Annotated in this window: 17 protein-coding genes; 8 read left to right on the top strand and 9 right to left on the bottom strand. The window is 63.4% G+C overall.

Annotated features, from left to right (window positions below; genetic code table 11):
* The first annotated feature begins 229 nt into the window (after window positions 1-229).
* Genes JQ567_RS06585 through JQ567_RS06575 form a run of 3 tightly spaced genes read left to right on the top strand, consistent with a single transcriptional unit; the run spans window position 230 to window position 4,119 of the window.
* Entirely contained in the window at window positions 230-1,933 is a 1,704-nt protein-coding gene (locus JQ567_RS06585; protein ID WP_312017360.1) for an iron ABC transporter permease, read from the top strand.
* A gap of 22 nt (window positions 1,934-1,955) precedes the next feature.
* Window positions 1,956-2,987, top strand: coding sequence for an ABC transporter substrate-binding protein (locus tag JQ567_RS06580; RefSeq protein ID WP_249165285.1), 1,032 nt, complete (start codon window positions 1,956-1,958; stop codon window positions 2,985-2,987).
* 28 nt (window positions 2,988-3,015) lie between these two features.
* The gene (locus JQ567_RS06575) at window positions 3,016-4,119 is read left to right on the top strand and encodes an ABC transporter ATP-binding protein (RefSeq protein ID WP_212438055.1); all 1,104 of its coding nucleotides are present in this window, start codon (window positions 3,016-3,018) and stop codon (window positions 4,117-4,119) included.
* A 125-nt stretch (window positions 4,120-4,244) separates the two neighbouring features.
* On the opposite strand, the gene JQ567_RS06570 is transcribed toward JQ567_RS06575, so the two are convergent.
* The 6 genes from JQ567_RS06570 to JQ567_RS06545 form a co-directional block, all read right to left on the bottom strand.
* Complete coding sequence (locus JQ567_RS06570) at window positions 4,245-5,033, bottom strand: ABC transporter ATP-binding protein (protein WP_212438054.1); 789 nt, start codon at window positions 5,031-5,033, stop codon at window positions 4,245-4,247.
* Window positions 5,021-6,076: a dihydrodipicolinate synthase family protein gene (locus tag JQ567_RS06565; RefSeq protein ID WP_212438053.1), complete on the bottom strand. Its 1,056-nt coding sequence runs from the start codon at window positions 6,074-6,076 to the stop codon at window positions 5,021-5,023. The genes JQ567_RS06570 and JQ567_RS06565 overlap by 13 nt, the downstream gene beginning before the upstream one ends.
* A gap of 8 nt (window positions 6,077-6,084) precedes the next feature.
* The gene (locus JQ567_RS06560; RefSeq protein ID WP_212438052.1) at window positions 6,085-6,909 is read right to left on the bottom strand and encodes a GNAT family N-acetyltransferase; all 825 of its coding nucleotides are present in this window, start codon (window positions 6,907-6,909) and stop codon (window positions 6,085-6,087) included.
* A complete protein-coding gene (locus JQ567_RS06555) occupies window positions 6,896-7,933 on the bottom strand; it encodes an NAD(P)-dependent oxidoreductase (protein WP_212438051.1) in 1,038 nt (345 codons plus the stop codon). Before JQ567_RS06555 ends, JQ567_RS06560 begins: the two co-directional genes overlap by 14 nt.
* Window positions 7,934-7,948: 15 nt before the next feature.
* Window positions 7,949-8,719, bottom strand: a complete 771-nt coding sequence (locus JQ567_RS06550) for an ABC transporter permease (RefSeq protein WP_212208475.1) — start codon at window positions 8,717-8,719, stop codon at window positions 7,949-7,951.
* Window positions 8,720-8,973: 254 nt separating this feature from the next.
* On the bottom strand, window positions 8,974-9,621 hold the full coding sequence (locus tag JQ567_RS06545) for a TetR/AcrR family transcriptional regulator (RefSeq protein WP_212438050.1): 648 nt from the start codon (window positions 9,619-9,621) through the stop codon (window positions 8,974-8,976).
* 128 nt (window positions 9,622-9,749) lie between these two features.
* Here JQ567_RS06545 and JQ567_RS06540 point away from each other — a divergent pair, with 128 nt between their 5' ends.
* Window positions 9,750-10,754, top strand: a complete 1,005-nt coding sequence (locus tag JQ567_RS06540) for an ABC transporter substrate-binding protein (RefSeq protein WP_212438049.1) — start codon at window positions 9,750-9,752, stop codon at window positions 10,752-10,754.
* A gap of 121 nt (window positions 10,755-10,875) precedes the next feature.
* Here JQ567_RS06540 and JQ567_RS06535 read toward each other — a convergent pair whose 3' ends face one another.
* Window positions 10,876-11,358 carry a MarR family winged helix-turn-helix transcriptional regulator gene (locus JQ567_RS06535; RefSeq protein ID WP_212438048.1) on the bottom strand — a complete coding sequence of 161 codons (483 nt, stop codon included), beginning with the start codon at window positions 11,356-11,358 and terminating at the stop codon, window positions 10,876-10,878.
* A gap of 53 nt (window positions 11,359-11,411) precedes the next feature.
* Here JQ567_RS06535 and JQ567_RS06530 point away from each other — a divergent pair, with 53 nt between their 5' ends.
* The 3 genes from JQ567_RS06530 to JQ567_RS06520 all read left to right on the top strand — a co-directional run bounded on the left by JQ567_RS06530 (window position 11,412) and on the right by JQ567_RS06520 (window position 15,747).
* Window positions 11,412-11,840, top strand: coding sequence for a DUF1772 domain-containing protein (locus JQ567_RS06530; protein ID WP_212265157.1), 429 nt, complete (start codon window positions 11,412-11,414; stop codon window positions 11,838-11,840).
* A gap of 96 nt (window positions 11,841-11,936) precedes the next feature.
* The gene (locus JQ567_RS06525; protein WP_212438047.1) at window positions 11,937-13,757 is read left to right on the top strand and encodes an NAD(P)/FAD-dependent oxidoreductase; all 1,821 of its coding nucleotides are present in this window, start codon (window positions 11,937-11,939) and stop codon (window positions 13,755-13,757) included.
* Between the two features lie 43 nt (window positions 13,758-13,800).
* The gene (locus tag JQ567_RS06520; RefSeq protein WP_212438046.1) at window positions 13,801-15,747 is read left to right on the top strand and encodes an alkyl/aryl-sulfatase; all 1,947 of its coding nucleotides are present in this window, start codon (window positions 13,801-13,803) and stop codon (window positions 15,745-15,747) included.
* Window positions 15,748-15,867: 120 nt separating this feature from the next.
* Here the strand turns inward: JQ567_RS06520 and JQ567_RS06515 are convergent, their stop codons facing one another.
* Together JQ567_RS06515 and glgA are read right to left on the bottom strand one after the other, a co-directional pair.
* Window positions 15,868-16,146, bottom strand: coding sequence for a hypothetical protein (locus tag JQ567_RS06515; RefSeq protein ID WP_212276987.1), 279 nt, complete (start codon window positions 16,144-16,146; stop codon window positions 15,868-15,870).
* 267 nt (window positions 16,147-16,413) lie between these two features.
* Window positions 16,414-17,841: a glycogen synthase GlgA gene (glgA, locus tag JQ567_RS06510; protein WP_212438045.1), complete on the bottom strand. Its 1,428-nt coding sequence runs from the start codon at window positions 17,839-17,841 to the stop codon at window positions 16,414-16,416.
* A 192-nt stretch (window positions 17,842-18,033) separates the two neighbouring features.
* On the opposite strand from glgA, the gene JQ567_RS06505 reads away from it, so the two are divergent.
* Window positions 18,034-19,239: a CaiB/BaiF CoA-transferase family protein gene (locus tag JQ567_RS06505; protein WP_212438044.1), complete on the top strand. Its 1,206-nt coding sequence runs from the start codon at window positions 18,034-18,036 to the stop codon at window positions 19,237-19,239.
* The last annotated feature ends 54 nt before the right edge of the window (window positions 19,240-19,293 follow it).

Here is a 19,293-nt window from a genome sequence, read left to right as displayed (position 1 = left end):
ACAGGCACGCCGTTGCATGATGCGTATGCGAAGGCGAGCTTCCGCGGCATTTTGAGCCGCAGACTTTCTGCTACTTCCCGCCCGCCGTCCGATCGACTAGGCTCGCCGCGCATTGCGGGCGCAAGATCCGAAAACGGACGGTCGCAGGCCAAGGGGAAGCGCTTTGGACGGACAGGCGAACCGGCGCAGCGAGGTGATGCGTAGCGCCAGTGAGGGGATGCGTCGGCGCGTGTGGGCTAACCTGTGGGTTGTGCTCCTGCTGGTTATTCTCGGCTTTCTCGTCATCTATCCGATCCTGATGCTGCTGCTGGGGGCGCTCACCGACACCAACCCGGTGGTCGAGGGCATCAGTCTCCGGCATCTTTCGATCACGAATTTTCTCGTGGTGCTGGCGAATCCCAATGTCGGCGAGGCGCTGGTCAACACGTTGATCGCCTGCGGCGGCGGCACCGCAATTGCGGTCGTGATCGGGTTGCTGTTCTCCTGGATCGTGGTTCGCACCAACACGCCGTTCAAGGGCTTTATCGCCGCCGCCAGCATCCTGCCATTGTTTGCGCCGCCGCTGGTCGCGGGGGTGGCATGGGCGATCCTCGGCTCACCCAAGACCGGCCTGATCAACACCATGTTCAAATGGATCGGGCTCGACTGGCGCGTCGATTTCTATTCGCTGTGGGGCCTGGTGTTCGTGTTCGGCATCTATTACGCGCCCTACGTCTACATGTTCACTTCCTCGGCGCTGCGCAACATGGACCCGAGCCTGGAAGAGGCGGCCGAAATCTCCGGCGCCAGCGCGTTCGCGACATTGTTCTCGGTGACGTTCCCGCTGATCATGCCGGCGATCATCTCAGGCATGCTGCTGTCGTTCATCGTAATGCTCGGCATCTACGGCATTCCGGCGGTGCTGGGGTCGTCGACCAATCTGGCGCTATTGACGACTTATATCTTCAAGCTCACCAACTGGTCGCCGCCGCTCTACAACACGGCCGCCGCGGTTGCGATCATCCTGATGGTCGTGACCAGCGCGCTGGTGTTCCTGCAGAACAGGGTGTTGAGCGGCCGCAGCTACACGACGGTGGCCGGCAAGGCGTTCCGCCCGCGCAGCCTCGATTTGGGGCGCTGGCGCTGGTTCACGTTCGGGATCGGTATCGTCTATCTCCTGATCGTGGTGGTGCTGCCGCTGCTCGCGCTGATCGTGGCGGCGTTCCGCAAGTTCATGTTCATCCGCGACGTCGCCAGCCTGTTCGACATGCGCCAGTACTCGATGGTGCATTTCAACAGCATCTTCGACAATCCGCTGACGCTGCGGTCGATCTACAATGCGGTCGAAGTCGGCGTGGTCACGGCGGTTGTCGGCGGCGCGCTGGCGTTTGCGATCGGCTACACCATTCACCGCACGCAGGTGACGGGGCGGCGCTGGATCGACCTGATCTCGACCGTGCCGGTCGCGATTCCCGGCCTCGTGGTCGGCGTCGCCTACCTGTGGGCCTGGATCGGGATTCCCGGCGGGCTCTACGGCACGATCTGGATCCTGGCGCTGGCGTTCATCGCGCGCTTCATGCCCGACACCGTCAAGGCGTTGTCGACCTCGTTCATGCAGATCCATCGCGAACTGGAAGAAGCCGCCTGGGTCTGCGGCAAGGGCATGTTCGCCACGATCCGGACCATCGTGCTGCCGCTGGCGCGGCCGGGCGTGATCGCGTCGATGACGCTGTTGTTCGTGCTGGCGATCCGCGAACTCGGCTCGTCGCTGTTTCTCTACACCAGCAACACCATGGTGATGTCGGTGCTGCTGCTCGACTATTACGAAGGCGGAAATCTCGGCAAGACCGCCGCATTCAGCCTGGTGCAGACGGTTCTGCTCGGCGTTCTCATCGGCGGCGCCAACTGGCTGTCGCGCGAGGCGACGCAGAGCGGCGTCGCCCGCACTGGATAAAAAAACTCGAGGGAGGATTGCTATGAATAGACGGATCTTCACCAAAATGGCGCTGGCTGGCGCCGCCGGTCTCGGCATCCTGTGGGGCACACCATCGCAGGCGCAGGAGTTTGGGTCGCCCGAACTGATCGCGGCGGCCAAGAAGGAAGGCAGGCTGGTGTTCTACACGGCGAATTTCGCCGAGGTCGAGCAGCAGGTGATCAAGGAATTCCAGAAGCGCTTCCCCGAGATCAAGGTCGAGATGGTGCGCGCGCCGGGCGGCCAGCTCATCACCCGCGTCAAGACCGAGGCCGCAGCCGGCAAGCTGATCGCCGACGTGGTCGATCATTCCGATCGCGCGCTGATGCAGCCCCTGGCCGACCTGTTCCAGGACTACGCGCCGCCGAACGCCGGGGATTACAACCCCGATTCTTTGATTTCACCGAAACTATGGCCGCGCGTGACCCTGGTCTGGTCGATCGCCTACAACACTGAACTCGTCAAGAATCCGCCGAAGTCGTGGATGGATCTGACCAAGCCGGAATACACCAAGCAGACCGGGCAGGTGTTCGCCCGGTCCGGCGGCACCACCTGGACCCGCGTGATGTTCGAGCGCCAGGTGCTGGGTGAGGACTATTGGGCCAAGCAGGCGTCGACCCGTCCGATCCTCTATCCGTCGGGCGCGCCGATGTCGGACTCGCTGGTGCGCGGCGAAGTCGCGATGGGTCCGCTGCTCTACAACGCGATCTATCCGAAACAGAAGGATGGCGCGCCGATCAAGATTTTCTTCCCGCCCGAAGGTGCGCCGGCCAATCCCTACGCCACGGGCATTCCAAAGACCGCCGCCAATCCCAATGCCGCAAAGCTGTTCCTGAACTGGTGCCTGTCGAAGGAGGGGCAAACCTTCATGATCAAGGAGCTCGGCAATTTGACCTCGCTCAAGGTGGCGCCGGTCTATCCTGAGGGCTTCGATCCCAAGGTGGTCAAGGTCTGGTTCCCCAAGTTCGACGAATACGTCAAGCTGCACGAGCCATGGGTGGCGGAATGGGACAAGACCTACGGTCACCGGCAGTGAGCGATCTACGCATGACGCAGGCTTCCTCATGACGGCGACTCTCGAGGTAACCGACCTGCGCAAGCAGTTTGCGGTCGGCCGCCCGGCGATCGACGGCGTCAGCTTCGCCGTGCCGGCCGGCGAGATCGTGGTGCTGCTCGGGCCCTCCGGCTGCGGCAAGACCACGACGTTGCGATGCGTCGCGGGGCTGGAACATCCAACCGACGGCGAGATCAGTATCGCCGGCCGGATCGTGTCGGCGCCCGCTAGCGGCATCCTTGTGCCGCCGCGCCTGCGCGAACTCGGCATGGTGTTTCAGTCTTATGCGGTGTGGCCGCATATGACGGTGCGGCAGAACGTGGTCTATCCGCTCAAGCATCGCAAGATTTCGCGCGCCGACGCCCGCCGCAAGGTCGGTGAAGCCCTCGAACTGGTCGGCCTGTCGGAATATGCCGAGCGCCCGGTGGTGGCGCTGTCCGGCGGCCAGATGCAGCGCGTCGCCTTGGCGCGCAGCATCGTCTACCGGCCGCAATTGCTGCTGCTCGACGAGCCGCTGTCGAACCTCGACGCCAAGCTGCGGCTACGTTTGCGCGACGATCTCCGCGTCATCCTGAAGCAGACCGGCATGACCGCGCTCTATGTCACCCATGACCAGGCCGAAGCCGTGGTGCTCGGCGATCGCATCGGCGTGATGCGCGACGGCAAATTGCTGCAGATGGATACGCCGGACGCGATCTATAACCGGCCGGCGGATTTGTTCGTCGCCAATTTCACCGGCGCCACCAACGAACTTCCGGGCACGTTGGTATCGCGCAACGGCGAATTTGGCACGGTCGATTTCGGCGACGGGCGCCGCGGCGAGGTGGCGTTGCTGCATTCGCTGGGCCCGGACGAGAAGGTGCGCATCGCGTTGCGGCCGGAGAACATCACCATCGGCCAGCACAACGGCGCCAACACCTTCCCGGCCCGCGTGCTCGATCGCCGCTACCAGGGCACGCAAACCGCCTATGGCATCGAATTGTTCGGCCGCCGGCTGGAGGTGGTCGAACTCGGCACCGCCGCACGGCATCAGGTCGGCATTGAGACCCCGGTGTCGCTGCCCCGCGAAAGCTGCTGGGCCTATCGTGACACCGGGCCGGTGTCGTATGAATAGCGGCCCGTCATTGCGAGCGAAGCGAAGCAATCCATAGTGCGGCATGCTGAGAGGTGGATTGCTTCGCGGAGCCTGTCATCGGGCGCGCATTCGCGCGATCCGTTGGCTCGCAATGACGGCTAAATCTACCCGCTCGGCCCCATCCCCAAACTCCCATAAATCCGGCGCGCATAGGCGCCAAACTCATCCGTGGTCTTGATCGGCAGATCGCGCGGAAACGGCAGGTCGATCGGGAAGTACTCCGCCATCCGCGCCGGGCCGGCGGTGAGCACCGCGCAATGCGAGGCGAGGAACACGGCTTCCTGGATGCTGTGGGTGACGAAGATGATGGTCTTGCCGCTCTCGCGCCAGATCCTCAGCATTTCCAGGTTCATCTGTTCGCGCGTCAGGGCGTCGAGTGCGCCGAACGGTTCGTCCATCAGGATCAGTTTGGGGTCGTGGATGAAGGCACGCGCGATCGCGGTGCGCTGCTGCATGCCGCCGGAGAGTTGCTGCGGATATTTGTCCTCGTAACCGGCAAGGCCCACGAGATTGAGCAGATCGCGGGCTCTGGTGCGCGCGGCCTTCATCGGCAGGCCGACGATTTCGGCCGGCAGCAGCACGTTGTCGAGAATGGTGCGCCACTTCAGCAGCAATGCCTGCTGGAACACCATGCCGATATCGCGCGCGGGGTCGAACGGCGTTTTGGTATTGCCGATCTTGATGGTGCCGCCGTCGGCTTCGTGCAGCCCGGCCAGAATCTTCAGCACCGTGGTCTTGCCGCAGCCGGATGGGCCGACCAATGACACCAGCTCGCCCTCGCTGACGTCCATTGTGACGTCGGAGACGGCCAGAAACTCCGTACCTTTCGAGCGGTAGACCTTGCGAACGTTGCGCAGGCTGATGAAGGGCTCCTCCGCCGTCATGCCAGCCATTTCTGTAAGTAGTCGGCGACGAAGGCGTCGTCGGAGAGATCGGAGTGCTCGCGGCAGACGCGGTCGATCTCCTGCATCTGGCCGGGGCTCAGCCCCTCGGCCGGATCGAGGCACCACAGCCCCCGCATCAGCCCCTGCCGCCGCAGGATTTCGTGGCAGCCGGCGATGCAGCCGTGGAAATTATTGGCAACGTCAAAGAACGCGCTGTTGCAATCGGTGACGCGGGCGTCGAGTGCCAATAGGTCCGCCGGCACGGCGTCCTTGCCCCGCGCGGACTTGCACATCTCGAACTGCTTGATCGCGGCTGCGGTCCACACCGACCAGTGGCCGAGCAGGCCGCCCTTGAAATAAGTGCGGGTGGTGACGCCCTTGTCGCGCAGGTCGAACGGCAGCATGAGATCGAGCAGGATATGGTCGTCATTGCCGGTATAGAGCGCGACGCGGTCGAGCGCGCCGGCCGCGGCCACGCCCCGGAGCACGTCGAGGGTGCGGTAGCGGTTGAACGGCGCGATCTTGATCGCGATGACATTGTCGATCGCCGCAAATCGCCGCCAGAAGTTCGCGCTCAGGATCACGCCGCCGACCGCGGGCTGAAGATAGAAGCCGACCAGCGGAATCTCGCGCGCCACCGCCTCGCAATGCGCGATGATCTCGTCCTCGGAGGCCGACTTCATCGCGGCGAGGCTGAGCAGGCCGGCGTGGTAGCCGATGCCACGCGCAATCTGCGCTTCCGCAACGGCTTGCTGCGTCGGACCGGCGAGGCCCGCGACCATCGCGAGCGGCCGCTTGGTCCAGTCGGCCGCGGTCTGCGCCGCCAGTTCCAGCACGGGCTTGTAGAGTCCGACATCGCGGATCGCGAACTGCGTGGTATGGACGCCCACCGCAAGGCCACCGGCGCCGGCATCGATGTAGTAGCGCGACAGCGCGCGCTGGTGCCTAGTGTCGAGCGTGCGGTTGGCATCGAGCGCCAGCGGATGCGCGGGGATCACCGTGCCGTCGGCAATCAGTTTTCGCACCTCGGATTTGATTTCGCTGTGGTGCATGAAAATCCCTATCCAAATTCCGGGCCGGCGACCGCGAACGGCAATTCCCCGGCCAGCATGGTGGCGCGGCCGAACCGCATGCGCTGGAACGGCCGCTCGATGGTCCAGCCGGTGTCGGTGAGGCCGCGCAGGAAATCTTCCTGCGAATGCACGGCGTCAAGCAGCCACGGGCCTTGCTCGGATCGCACGATGGTATCGACCAGCGTCAGCGCGCTGTCGTGGGCCTCGGCAAATACAGGGCCGATATGACGGGCAGTGCGGCCGTCGCGGACCAGCGCAACGGCGTTGCCTGATGATACCATGAGGGAACCGGCGCGGCCGCCGAACTCGGTCAGCAGCGGGCCGCGTTCGAACCCCATGGCGTTGACATCGCGCGCGATGAAATCGGCGACGCTGCAGGTCGACAGTGATTGCGCGGCGCTCACGCCTTTCGGAGCTTCCAGCCGCAGCCGCCGCAATTGCAGCGTCGGTGTGAAGCCGAGCGGCCCATAGACGTTGGCTCCATCAGGCGTCGCGTCGAGCCACGTCGTAAGGCCGAGCTTTGTCGCGGCGTTGAGGCAGGCGTCGACCAGCCGGGTCGCGACACCGCGGCGGCGCCAGCTCGCGGTCACCAGCACCATGCTGATCCAGGCGTTGCCGGCGGAGTAGGGCAATAGCGCCGCGGTCGCGACCAGTTGCTTGCCGTCACGCACCCCGAACACGATTCCCCTGCTCAGGAAAAACCGCCAGTCGGCCTCGTTCTGGTTCCAGTGCGCCTCCGTCGACAACAGCAATCCAGCCGGCGCATCGCCGACGCCGAGTTCGATGAGCTCGATGTGCTCAGTACCGGCCATCGCGCACCTCATATTTGGTGGGCTTGCCGAGGCTCGGCATCGACCGCGACACCCAGTCGGCGGTCCAGCGGATCAACTGATCGGTATCGACAACAGGCAGGCCGAACAAACTTACGGCTTGCGACGTGTTGGTCAGCCACGCCGTCGGTTCTTCCTTGCCGGTGATGACGGGCGCAATTCCAAACCGTTGGCCGAATTTGGCGGCGAGATCGCGCACGGCGAGAATTTCGTGGCCGCTGACATTGATCGGCGACGTTGGCGTGTCACAATGCGCGAGGCAGCGCAGCGCCTGCGAGGACGCATCGCCCTGCCAGATGAAATTGACATGGCCGAGGCTGACGTCGATCGGCTTGCCCTGCAAGACCTTGCTCGCAATGTCGTGCAGCACGCCGTAGCGCATGTCGATCGCGTAGTTGAGCCGGAACAGCCGGCCGGGCGTCGAATGCTTGCGCGAGAAATATTCGAACATGCGCTCGCGCCCGACGCAGGATTGCGCGTATTCGCCGGGCGGATTTGGCGCAAGGTCCTCGTCGGCGCCTTTGCCGCTCACAGGTACGAAGGGATAGACGCAGCCGGTCGAGAACGCCACGATCCGCGAATCCGCAAAAGCCTGCGCCACCAGTGCCGGGACGTGCGAATTCATCGCCCAGGTCAGCGACAAATCGCCTTCGGCACCGAATTTGCGGCCGGCCATGAAGATGATGTTCGGAATCTTGGGCAGCGCCTTGATGGCGGCCTCATCGAGCAGGTCGCAATTGATCGTTTCGACACCGCGGGCCTGCAGCCAGTCCTTGACATCAGGATCGCTGAAGCGTGCGACGCCGATAACCCGCCGGTCAGGTGCGGCGGCCTTGGCGAGCCCCGCCAGCGTCGGCCCCATCTTGCCCGCAACGCCCAAAACCATGATGTCGCCGTCGACTTTGCGCAGGTCGTCGATCAGCGCCTGGCTGGGACGGCACAGCAGTTCGTCGAGGGCGGCGATATCCGGAATCGTCTCCGGCAGGTGGTTGCGTGTCAGCAGCATGCCTGTTCCCTTGTCTTATTGCAGCCTGACGTCACGGACCACGAACAGCCGCTCGAGGCCGAGCACCAGCCCGTACAGCGCCACGCCGAGCAGAGTCAGAAGAATGACGGCCATCACCATCGCCGGCGTATCGAGCGAGGCCTGCACCTGAATCATGAGGTAGCCGAGCCCGCGCTCCGAGGCGATGAACTCGCCGACGATGGCGCCCGCGACCGCCAGAATGGCGCCGACCTTCATGCCTGAAAATACGTAAGGCAGCGCGCCCGGCAGCTGGATCTTCCGGAACAGCGTCCAGCGCGAGCCGCGCAGCGATTTCACGAGATCCAGCAGATCGGGCTCGACCTCGCTCAGCCCCCGCGCGGTCGTCAGCAGGATCGGGAAGAAGCAGATCGAAAACGCGATCAGGATGTTCGGAAAGATGCCGTAGGAGAACCAGACGATAAACAGCGGGCCCAGCGCCACCTTCGGGATCATGTTCAGTGTCACGAACAGCGGCAGCAGCAGCAGGCTGATCAGTGGCGACCAGGTGAACATGACAGCCAGCATGACGCCGACCAGCGCGCCGAGGCAGAAGCCGCCGAGGATTTCTGCCCCCGTCACCCAGAGGTTGGAGAGCCAGGCGTACTTGGCCGACGTCAGGGTCGAGAGTGCGGCCAGCGGCGAGGGCAGGATGAATTTTGGCACCTGGAAGGCGTCGACCAGCACCTGCCAGAGCACGATCACGGCCAGATGCGCGATCAGGATGATCGCCACCGTCCTCGCCGATCGCCCTGCATCGCCAGACACTGTGCATTCCTTGTTGGGGCGCGTCCGGTTCCCGGCCGCGCGGTGGCAGTCTATCCCGGGGTGTCCTAGGTTTCAACCATCTGGTTGATTAGGTCCCTCTGCTGTCGTCCCGGCCTTGAGCCGGGACCCATACGCCGCGGCCCATCGATTTAAAGCGCTGACGTCAGATACCTTCGGTAGCAACATCCGCCGCGGAGTATGGGTCCCCCGATGCGCAATTGCGCATCTGAGCTCTAGGCCGGGACGACAGACCCTCACGGCCGCAGCGACTGCATCACCAGGTCGACCACATGCTTGCGGCGGGCTTTCCGGGCCGTCGGGCTCGACAGGTCCTTGCCGAAGATCGCCGACAGGGTCGGCGTGTTCGAAAAGTAGAAATAGCTCAGCCCCGCGATCGAAATGTAGAGATGCACCGGATTGATGCCCTTGCGGAACACGCCGGCGCGGACACCCTCGCTGAGGATGGCCGACACAAGACTGACCAGCGGCGAGTGCATCGCCTCGAGCTTGCGGGAGCCGCGCACATGGCGGGCGCCGCCGCGGTTTTCGTCGTTGAGCAGCACGATGAAGTCGGGATGGGCGGCGAGGTGGTCGAACGAGGCCTCGATCAGCCGCTTGATGGCCTGCTGCGGCGGCAGGCCCTCGAGGTTGAGCTTGCGTTCCTGGGCGCGGATTTCCTCATAGACCCTCTCCAGCACCGCCAGATACAGCGCGTCCTTGTCGCCGAAGTAATGATAGACCAGCTGCTTGTTGACGCCGGCGCGGGCCGCGATCTCGTCGACCCGCGCGCCGGCGAGGCCACTATCGGCAAATTCACGGCGTGCGGCCGTCAGAAGCTTCTCCCGCGTCGCGGCCGGATCGCGCCGCTTTGGCCTGGTGCTATCAGCTCGTCTTATAGGCATTTCCAACCAAACAGTTGACAATTCGTCTCGTCCTTGTTGCATTGGTAGCGTCACGGGCGTGCAACGACAAGGTCGGCCTTGCGATCGACGACTTGTCGATGACCGGTCTGCAAACCAGGAGAGATGCCATGAAGGGCTTGAAGATTGCGTCACTGGCGCTTGCGCTTGCCGTCCAGGCGGCTCCCTCTCATGCCGGCGAGGCCGTCAACCTGATCCTGAACTGGGCGCCGACCGCGGACCATTCGCCGTTCTATTATGCCAAGGCGCAGGGCTGGTACGAGAAGGCCGGCATCGATCTCACCATCGAGACCGGCAAGGGTTCCGGCGTGTCGTCGCTGAAGGTCGGCTCCGGCGGTTCGCCGTTCGGCATCGCCGATCTCGCGACCATGCTGGTGGCGCGCAGCAAGGGCGCCGACGTCGTGGCGCTGATGAGCATCTACGCCAACACCGGGCAGACGTTTTACTGGCTGAAGAGCTACGGCGTGAACGGCGCCAAGGACTTTCCGGGCCACAAGATCGGCAATCCGCCCGGCGACGCGTCGCGGGTGATGTGGCCGGCGTTCGCCAAGGCCGCCGGCATCGCGCCCGACGCGGTCAGTTTCGTCAATGTCGGGCCTACCGCCAAGATCGCGGCGCTGAAGAGCCATACGGTCGATATCATCAGCGATTTTTACAACGAACACGATCTCAAGGTGATCGAGTTCGGTGCCGACCTCGGCTACGTCAACTGGAAGGACATCGGGCTCAACCCGTACGGCAACTCGCTGATCGTCAACGGCGCCTATCTGGAAAAGAATCCGAAAATTGCAGATGCGTTCGTCAAGGTCAGCCAGAAGGCGTTCGCCGCCTGCGTCGCCGACGTCGCGCCCTGTCTGAAGGCGCTGCTTGATGCCGCGTCGGGGCTCGACAAGGAGAACCAGGAACGCCAGTGGGAGCGCATCAAGTTCCTGATGACGGACGATTTCACCACCACCAAGGCGCTGGGCTGGATCGACGCCGAGCGGATGAAGAAGGACTATGAACTGGTGCAGACCTATCTCGGCATGGAGAAGCCGTTCGAGGTCGGCAGCGCTTTCTCGACCAAGATGCTCGACACGAGTATCAAGATGGATGCGAGCAAGGTGAAGAAGTGACGCGGAAGCGCCCGGTTCTCACCAATAGTCATTGCGAGCGAAGCGAAGCAATCCATAGCGCGGCAAGCTGATGCATGGATTGCTTCGTTGCTTCGCTTCTCGCAATGACGCGGTGGGCTTCTCAGGTATGCTCACTAGCGTCATCATTCAAACCTAATTCCAGCCGTTCGCATAACTCCGCAACCACCCTCTGCGTGGTCGCAAGATCCTTCAGGCTGACGCCTTCGGCGAGCGCATTCACCCACGGCACCTGAAGTTTTGTCGCAGCCTCAAACGCTTCCTTTCCCCGCTTTGTCAGCACGACCAGATGCGCGCGGCGGTGGTGCGGGTTGGGCTGCAGCTCGAGCAGGCCCTCATCCCGCATTTCGTTGACGATGCGCTGAACGCCCTGACGGTTGAGTCCCATGTTGCGCGCCAGCCACGCCACGGGCTGCGGCCGCTCGGCCAGCGCAATGGCGCCCAGCACCTGCCAGCGCGCGCTGGTGAGCTCGAGACCGGCGACGAGCCGGTCGCCGGCCAGCAGCAGCCGGCCGTTGAGCCGGAATATGGCCAGGATCAGCCCCGTCAGGGCCTGTCCGGCTGGCGTATGTGGCTTGCTTCTCATTGGCAATGAGTATACAAAATGACAACATATTGTCAATATGGGAGTGCGTAATCATGCTCATCGGACAACTGGCCACCGTCGTCGCCGCCGCCTTCGCCGGCGCAGCCTTCTTCATCAATTTCGCCGAACAGCCGGCGCGTCTGCTGCTTGATGACAGGAGCCTGCTGACGCAATGGAAACCCAGCTATGCGCGCGGCTTTGCGATGCAGGCGAGCTGCGCCGTGATATCGGGAATTTTGGGATTGACCGCGGCGTGGCAGACCGGCGATTGGCGTTGGACCGTCGGCGCGATTCTCATGCTGGCCAACTGGCCCTACACGTTGTTCGGCATCATGCCGACGAACCGCAGGCTGAATGCCATCGCCGCCGCCGATGCCGGCCCGGAATCGCGCCGACTGATCGTGCATTGGGGAGGGCTGCATGCCGTGAGAACCGCGCTCGGCTTCGCAGCGACCGCAGCCTATCTCTGGGCGCAGCACTGACGCCTTGTTGATCTCCTGGTTGATCTTTTCGCCGTGCGGACGCTTACTGCGTGTCGGCTACGGGGTATATCGGCAGCAGATCAGAGGCAATTTCGGATGACGGTCACGGACGAACCGCAAAACCTGCGCAGCCGCGCTTTCGACAAGGAGCAGCTGCGACGGAAGTATATGGAGGAGCGCAACAAGCGGCTCCGCGCCGACGGCAACGACCAGTACATCGAGGTCAAGGGACAGCTGGGGCATTATCTGGACGATCCCTATACGCCCGTCACCCAGCGCGATCCCAAGACCGATCACGTCACCTTCGCCTTCATCGGCGGCGGCTTTGCGGGCCTTGCCACCGCCGCGCGGCTGACGGAAGCCGGGATCAAGGATATCCGCATCATCGAGAAGGGCGGCGATTTCGGCGGCACCTGGTACTGGAACCGCTATCCCGGCGCGCAATGCGATACGGCCTCAATGGTCTATATGCCTTTGCTCGAAGAAACCGGGCACATGCCATCAGAGAAATACGCGCACGCGCCGGAAATCCTCGCGCACTGCCGGCGCATCGGAAGGCAATATAGCCTCTACGACAACGCGTTGTTCCATACAGAGGTCACCGATCTGAAATGGGATGAAGCGCATTCGCGCTGGATCATCACCACCAACCGCGGCGATGCCTTCACGGCGCAATTCGTCGGCATGGGCACGGGCCCGCTGCACGTGCCAAAACTTCCGGGCATTTCGGGCATCGTGGCCTTCAAGGGACATTCGTTCCACACCAGCCGCTGGGATTACGATTACACCGGCGGCGATCCCTCGGGCGCGCGCATGGACAAGCTCGCCGACAAGCGCGTCGGCATCATCGGTACCGGCGCCACCTCCGTGCAGTGCGTGCCGCATCTCGCCCGCGCAGCCAAAGAACTCTACGTGTTCCAGCGCACGCCGTCTTCCGTCGACGTCCGCGCCAACGCGCCGATCGATCCGGAATGGTTTTCGGGGATTGCCACGCCCGGCTGGCAGCAGCGGTGGCTGGAAAACTTCACGGCCAACCAGGCCGGCGGCAATGCCGAGGAGGATCTGGTCCAGGACGGCTGGACCGACCTGTCGCGGCGGATCCGGGCCAAAATCATGCAGCTGCCGCGCGAGCAGCGCATCCCCAAAAACATGCTGGCGGCGTTTGAGGATTCCGATTTCGAAAAGATGGAGGAGATCCGATCCAGGATTGACGCCATCGTGGGCGACCGCGAGACCGCGGCAAAGCTCAAGGCCTGGTACCGCCAGCTCTGCAAGCGGCCGTGCTTCCACGACGAATATCTGCAGGCGTTCAACACGCCGGGCACGCACCTGGTCGATACCGACGGCAAGGGCGTCGAGAAAATCACCGAGAAGGGCGTCGTCGTCGGGGGCAAGGAATACCAGCTCGACTGCATCATCTACGCCTCGGGCTTTGAGGTCGGCACCGAATACAGGCGGCGATCCGGGTTCGACATGGCGGGCCGGGGCGGCGTCAAGCTGTCGGAGCATTGGGCCGAGGGGATGCGATCCAAGCACGGTATCCACGTCCACGGTTTTCCGAACGCCTTCTTCGTGCAGCCGACGCAGGGCGCAAACCTGATCTCCAACGTGCCGCATAATTTGACCGAAGCCGCAAAGACTATCGCCGTCATGGTCAAGCACGCACAGCAAAACGGCTTCAGGCAGATCGAAGTCACCAGGGAGGCCGAGGACAAATGGGTCGAACTGCTGTTGACCGGCGCCGGGCGAATGATCGGCGCGCCCGACTGCACCCCCGGCTATTACAACAATGAGGGGCGCGAACCCGGTCCGGCGGCCAAACTGAATGTCGGCCATCCCGCAGGCCCGCTGGCCTATTTCAAACATATCGACACGTGGCGCAGCAATGGTGAGTTCGAAGGGTTGGAGTTCCGCTGAAGCTGTTCCCGGATTCTGTTACGACGCGAGGGAGTGAACGAGTATGACCCAAACAACAAGTGCGGAAGCACCGAAGGAAACTCCCAAGCAAGCTTCCGCGCCGGTCATTGCGCAGCACGCGGCGACGCTCAAGGCGCTGCCGTTTTCGGACACGCGCGATTTCGACGATGCGGCGCGGGGCTTCCTCGGCACGATCGAAAACGCGAAGGTGACCTCGCCGCAGGGCAGGGTGGTCTGGAGCCTCGAGCCCTATGGCTTCCTTTCGGCCGAAGAAGCGCCCGCGACCGTGGATCCGAGCCTGTGGCGGCAGTCGCGCCTCAACATGCATCACGGCCTGTTCGAGGTGGTTCCCGGCGTCTATCAGGTGCGCGGGCTCGACATCGCCAACATGACGCTGATCGAGGGCGACAGCGGCGTGATCGTTGTGGACACGCTGACCTCGATCGAGGGCGCCCGCGCCGCGATGGAATTGTACTTCCAGCATCGGGGCAAGCGTCCGGTCATGGCCGTGATCTTCACCCATACCCACACCGACCATTGGGGCGGGGCGCGCGGCGTGCTCGACGACGAAACGCTCTCACACGGCCGGGTGCCGATCATCGCGCCGAATTTCTTCATGGAGCACGCGGTCTCCGAAAACATCATCGCCGGGCCCGCGATGCTGCGCCGGGCGCAGTATCAGTTCGGGCCGCTGCTGGCCAAGGGCGTGCACGGGCAGGTCGATTGCGGTCTCGGCAAGTCGATGGCGGCGGGATCGGTTGCGCTGCTGCGCCCGACCGACCTGATTATCGCAACTGGCGACAAGCGCACCATCGACGGGCTTGAGTTTGAATTCCAGATGGCGCCGAACTCCGAGGCACCGGCGGAGATGCATTTCTTCATCCCGCGCTACAAGCTTTTGAATCTCGCGGAGAACTGCACGCATAATTTCCACAATTTGCTGCCGTTCCGCGGCGCCGACGTCCGCGACGCGCTGGCCTGGTCGAAATATCTCGGCGAGGCGCTGCAAATGTGGGGCGGCAAGGCCGATGCGATGTGCGGCCAGCACCATTGGCCGGTGTGGGGCCATGAGCGGATCGACACCATGATCCGCCAGCAGCGCGATCTCTACAAGTTCGCGCATGACCAGACCATCCGCCTGATGAACCACGGCCTCACCGCGGCCGAAATCGCCGAGACGATCAAACTGCCGGCGAGCCTCGACGGCGCCTGGCACGGGCGCGGTTACTACGGCCATATCAGGCACAATGTGAAGGCGATCTACCAGAAATATCTCGGCTGGTACGACGCCAATCCGGTCAATCTCGATCCGCTGCCGCCGGTCGAATCCGGCAGGAAATATGTCGAGTATATGGGCGGCGCGGACGCGATTCTGGCGCGGGCCGCGAAAGATTTCGCTAAAGGCGAGTTCCGCTTCGTGGCGCAGGCCGTCAGCCATCTGGTGTTCGCCGATCCCGACAATCAGGCCGCGCGCGCGATGCTGGCCGATACGTTCGAGCAGCTTGGCTATGCCTCGGAAAGCTCGACCTGGCGCAACGCCTATTTGTTCGGCGCGCAGGAATTGCGGCTGGGCATGCCGAAGGTGCCGGCACGCGCGGCGATGCCGCGCGAAACGCTGGCCGCGCTGCGCACCGAGCAGCTATGGGACGTGCTTGGCGTGCGCCTCAACGGCCCCAAGGCCGAAGGCAAGCGCATCGTGCTGAACTGGCATTTTACGGACACCAACGAAAACTTCGTGCTCAATCTGGAGAACAGCGCGCTGACTTACGTGGCGGGCGCACAGGCGGCGGGCGCCGATGCGACGTTCACGCTGGCGCGCAGCGTGCTCGACGGAGTCATCGCCAAGCTGACGACGTTTCCGGAAGCGGTCGGCAGCGGAGCCATCAAGGTCACCGGCAATCCGATGCGGCTTGGTGAACTGATGATGCTGATGGATGAATTTCCGCGCATGTTCGAGATCGTCGAACCAAAACGCGCGGCGGTGACCTGAGAGGCCCGCCGGCGCCGCGTTAAGTATCGGTCGAGGCGGCGTTCGCCCCGGCTTCGGGACTCGACGCGCCGCCGGGTCACCCCGGCGGCGACTTACTCAATCTGCGAAGTCAGTAGAGGGTTATCGGCCACCGCCGCCGCCACCACCACCGCCGCCACCACCGCCGCCTGCATTGAGCATGGCATCTTCGCGGCTACCGAAGGCATGGTGACGCGGGGGAGTTGGTTGTCGCTTGGAGCGTCCCTCCTCCTGGTAGAACGAGGTACTCCCACAACCCAGCTTCGGCGATGTTTCGTCACAAACCCGGAGCGAAAAAGCGCTGGCGCTGGTGGTTGCCAGGGCGCTGATTGCGACGAGGCCGGCGAGAGCGGCCAAAGATAATTTCGACTTCATCGACATCTAAAACTCTCCATTTCTCGGTTCGGCGAAACCGGAATGGTTCGCACATGAGTTCGACGATGCCGGATGGAAAGCGGTTCGAGCGCGCCACCTAAAAAAGTGCTTTGAACCATGTGAGGACCTGCTGCGACGGTGTCGCCGGCCCCCTCCGGGAAGCGGCGCGGCCGGGTGCAGGGTATGCGGCGGGAAGGTGCTTCCGGGGACCGACTATCGGGCGTCGGGGCTGATCACGCGCCGTGTGGTCAACAGCGCTGCCGGCAATCGCACTCAGGCGCTAGCGTGCGAGCCCACCGTCTTGCGATACAGCGCGTTATAGAGCGAGGCCGAAAGATCCCAGCTAAAGGACCGCGCCATGGCGCTGCGGCGCATCAGGTCGAGGCGGTCCTTCGCCATGAAGGCATCGAATGCGCGGCGCACGCCGCCGAGGAAGGACTCCGCCGAAGGCTGCGAGAACAGGAAGCCGGTCTCGCCGTCCTTGATGGTCTCCGCCAGCCCGCCGGTCTGGTGACCGATCGGCAGCGATCCAAACCGCTGCGCATACATCTGGCTCAGTCCGCACGGTTCGAACCGCGAAGGCATCAGCGTGAAATCGCTGCCGGCGAAAATTCGCCGCGCCTGTCCATCGTTGAAACCGATAACGACGCCGATCGCGTCCGGCCTGCGGCGATGCGCATCGACCAGCGCCTGTTCGATATACGGCTCGCCGCTGCCGGTGACGACGATTTGTCCGCCGGCCTCGACGATCGCGTCGGCGGCGGACAGAACGAGGTCGATGCCCTTTTGATGCACGAGGCGGGCGACCAGACCGAAGATCGGTCCGCGCGATACCGCAAGACCAAACTGCTTGCGGACGTAGTCGGCGTTGGCTTGCTTGCCTTGCCAATCGCCGGCGCCGAACTGCTGCGCCAGTTGCGCGCAGGCGCGCGGATCCCAGCTTTCGTCGATGCCGTTCAGGATGCCGGTCAATTCCGAAGCGTCCGAGCGTTGCCGCAGCAGGCCCTCTAGCCCGCAGCCAAGCTCGCGCGTCGTGATCTCTTTTGCGTAGGTCGCGCTGACCGTGGTCAGATGCGAGGCGTAAACGATGCCGCCCTTCAAGAACGACATCTGATCGTAGAATTCGAGACCGTCGATGTGGAAGGAGGCTTCGGGCGCGCCGATCCGCCGCAGCGACTCCCGCGGAAACAGTCCCTGATAGGCCAGGTTGTGAATGGTCAGGATCGAGGGGACCTTGACGCCTTTCCAGGCGAGGTAGGCCGGTGCCAATGCAGCCTGCCAGTCATTGGCGTGGACCAGATCCGCTGCCCAATTCTTGTCCAGACTGCCTGCGGCGAGTTCGGCCGCCGCAGATGCAAATCGCGCGAAACGGATGTCATTATCCGGCCAGTCGCGTCCGGATTCGTCGCCGTAGGGATTACCCGGCCGGTCGTAAAGTTGTGGGCACAACAGTACATAAACTGGCAGGCCGTCTCGCGTCGACGCCCGGCCGAGCGAGCAGGCCGGCATCTCGGCCAAAGGCGCGCATTGCCCAACGATTTCAATGTGGGTGAACTGTTCGAGGATGTCCCGGTAGCCGGGCAACATGATCCGGACGTCGCTCCACGGGCGCAGCGCCCGGGGCAGGGCGGCGGAAACGGCGGCAAGACCGCCCACCCGGACGAAGTCATCCATTTCCGTGGTTACGAACAAGACCTTCAAGGAACGCCCTCGTACCAACCTGAACTATGACTTATGCAAGAAAGGGTCCAATTTTGATCTACGGCAATGCGCCAGATAGCCGGTGGTTCCTAGAGAAACGCTTCCATGCCGTGGCCGCGCAATTTAGGGTCATGCCGCGCCAGGAAAACCAAAAGGCGAACGAGAAGCCGCAAGGCCGAGGGAGCTTTGAGTATGACCATAGATAATCCAGATGAGGGGAATTTGACAGGGAGCTTCGCCGGCCTGCGCGTTATAGATTTTTCAACCACGATCGCCGGACCCCACTGCACGCGGATGCTCGCCGACATGGGCGCCGAGGTCATCAAGATCGAAACCGTCGAAGGCGAGACGATGCGGACCCGCCCGCCGGTGCGGAATCTTTGCAGCACCGCGTTCGGGCAGCTCAATGTCGGCAAGAACAGCCTCGTGCTCGATCTGAAATCGCCCGAGGGAGTGGAGGCGGTGCGCCGGCTGGTGGCGAACGCGGACGTGCTGGTCGAGAATTTCCGCCCCGGTGTGATGCGGCGATTGAAGCTCGACTACGCTTCACTGCACGCCCTCAATCCGAAACTGATTTACTGCTCGATCTCCGGCTACGGCCAGACCGGGCCGTCGGCCGAACTGCCGGCCTATGCGCCGGTGATTCACGCGGCCTCCGGCTATGAGATGGCGCATCTGGCCTATCAGCCCGGGCGCACCCGGCCGGACTATTGCGGCATCTATCATGCCGATGTGCTCACAGGCGTCTACGCGTTCGGCGCGATCTCGTCGGCGCTGTATCAGCGCGCTGGAAGCGAAAAGGGCCAGCACATCGACGTTTCGATGCTGGAATCGATGCTGAGCCTGACGTTGAACGAATTGCAATGGTCGCAATTCGAGGTCAAGGCGACCCAGCGGCCGATGTTCGGGCCGATCGAAACCTCGGACGGTTATGTCATGGTCGCGATCGCCAGCGAAAAAACCTTCCAGAGCCTGATGAAGGTGATCGGTCATCCCGAGTGGGTCAGCGACCCGCGCTTTGCGAAATATTCCGATCGCCGTGAAAACTGGGCCAGCCTGATGGAGGGCGTCGAGGCGTGGTCGCGCGCGGTGACGACCGAGCAGTGTCTCGTCGCGCTCAATGAGCACGGCGTGCCGTCATCGGCCTATCGCACGGTGGCCGAGGCGCTGAAGGATCCGCAGATCGCCCATCGCGGCGCGTTGGCGGAGGTCCAGGATGGCGGCGGCAGCTTCAAGGTCCTCAATCTGCCGTTCCGCATGTCGGGCGCCAGGGTTTCTGCCGCGAAACGCATGTCGACGCTTGGCGAGCATACGCGTGCCTATCTGAAAGAGACCGGCCTGTCGGAAGATGAAATCGCGGCCTTTGCCGGCAAACCGCCGAAGTCGGCGCGCGGTTGAGGGAAATCGCGCTTCGGCGAAGAGGCTTGAGCCTGCGGCTTTTCATCCCGCCTC

The organism is Bradyrhizobium sp. AUGA SZCCT0431 (assembly GCF_018131065.1).
In the GTDB taxonomy this organism is placed as follows: Bacteria; Pseudomonadota; Alphaproteobacteria; order Rhizobiales; family Xanthobacteraceae; genus Bradyrhizobium.
The sequence above is the reverse complement of the archived record's forward strand: the minus strand, read 5'-3'. Positions and strand labels throughout refer to the sequence as shown.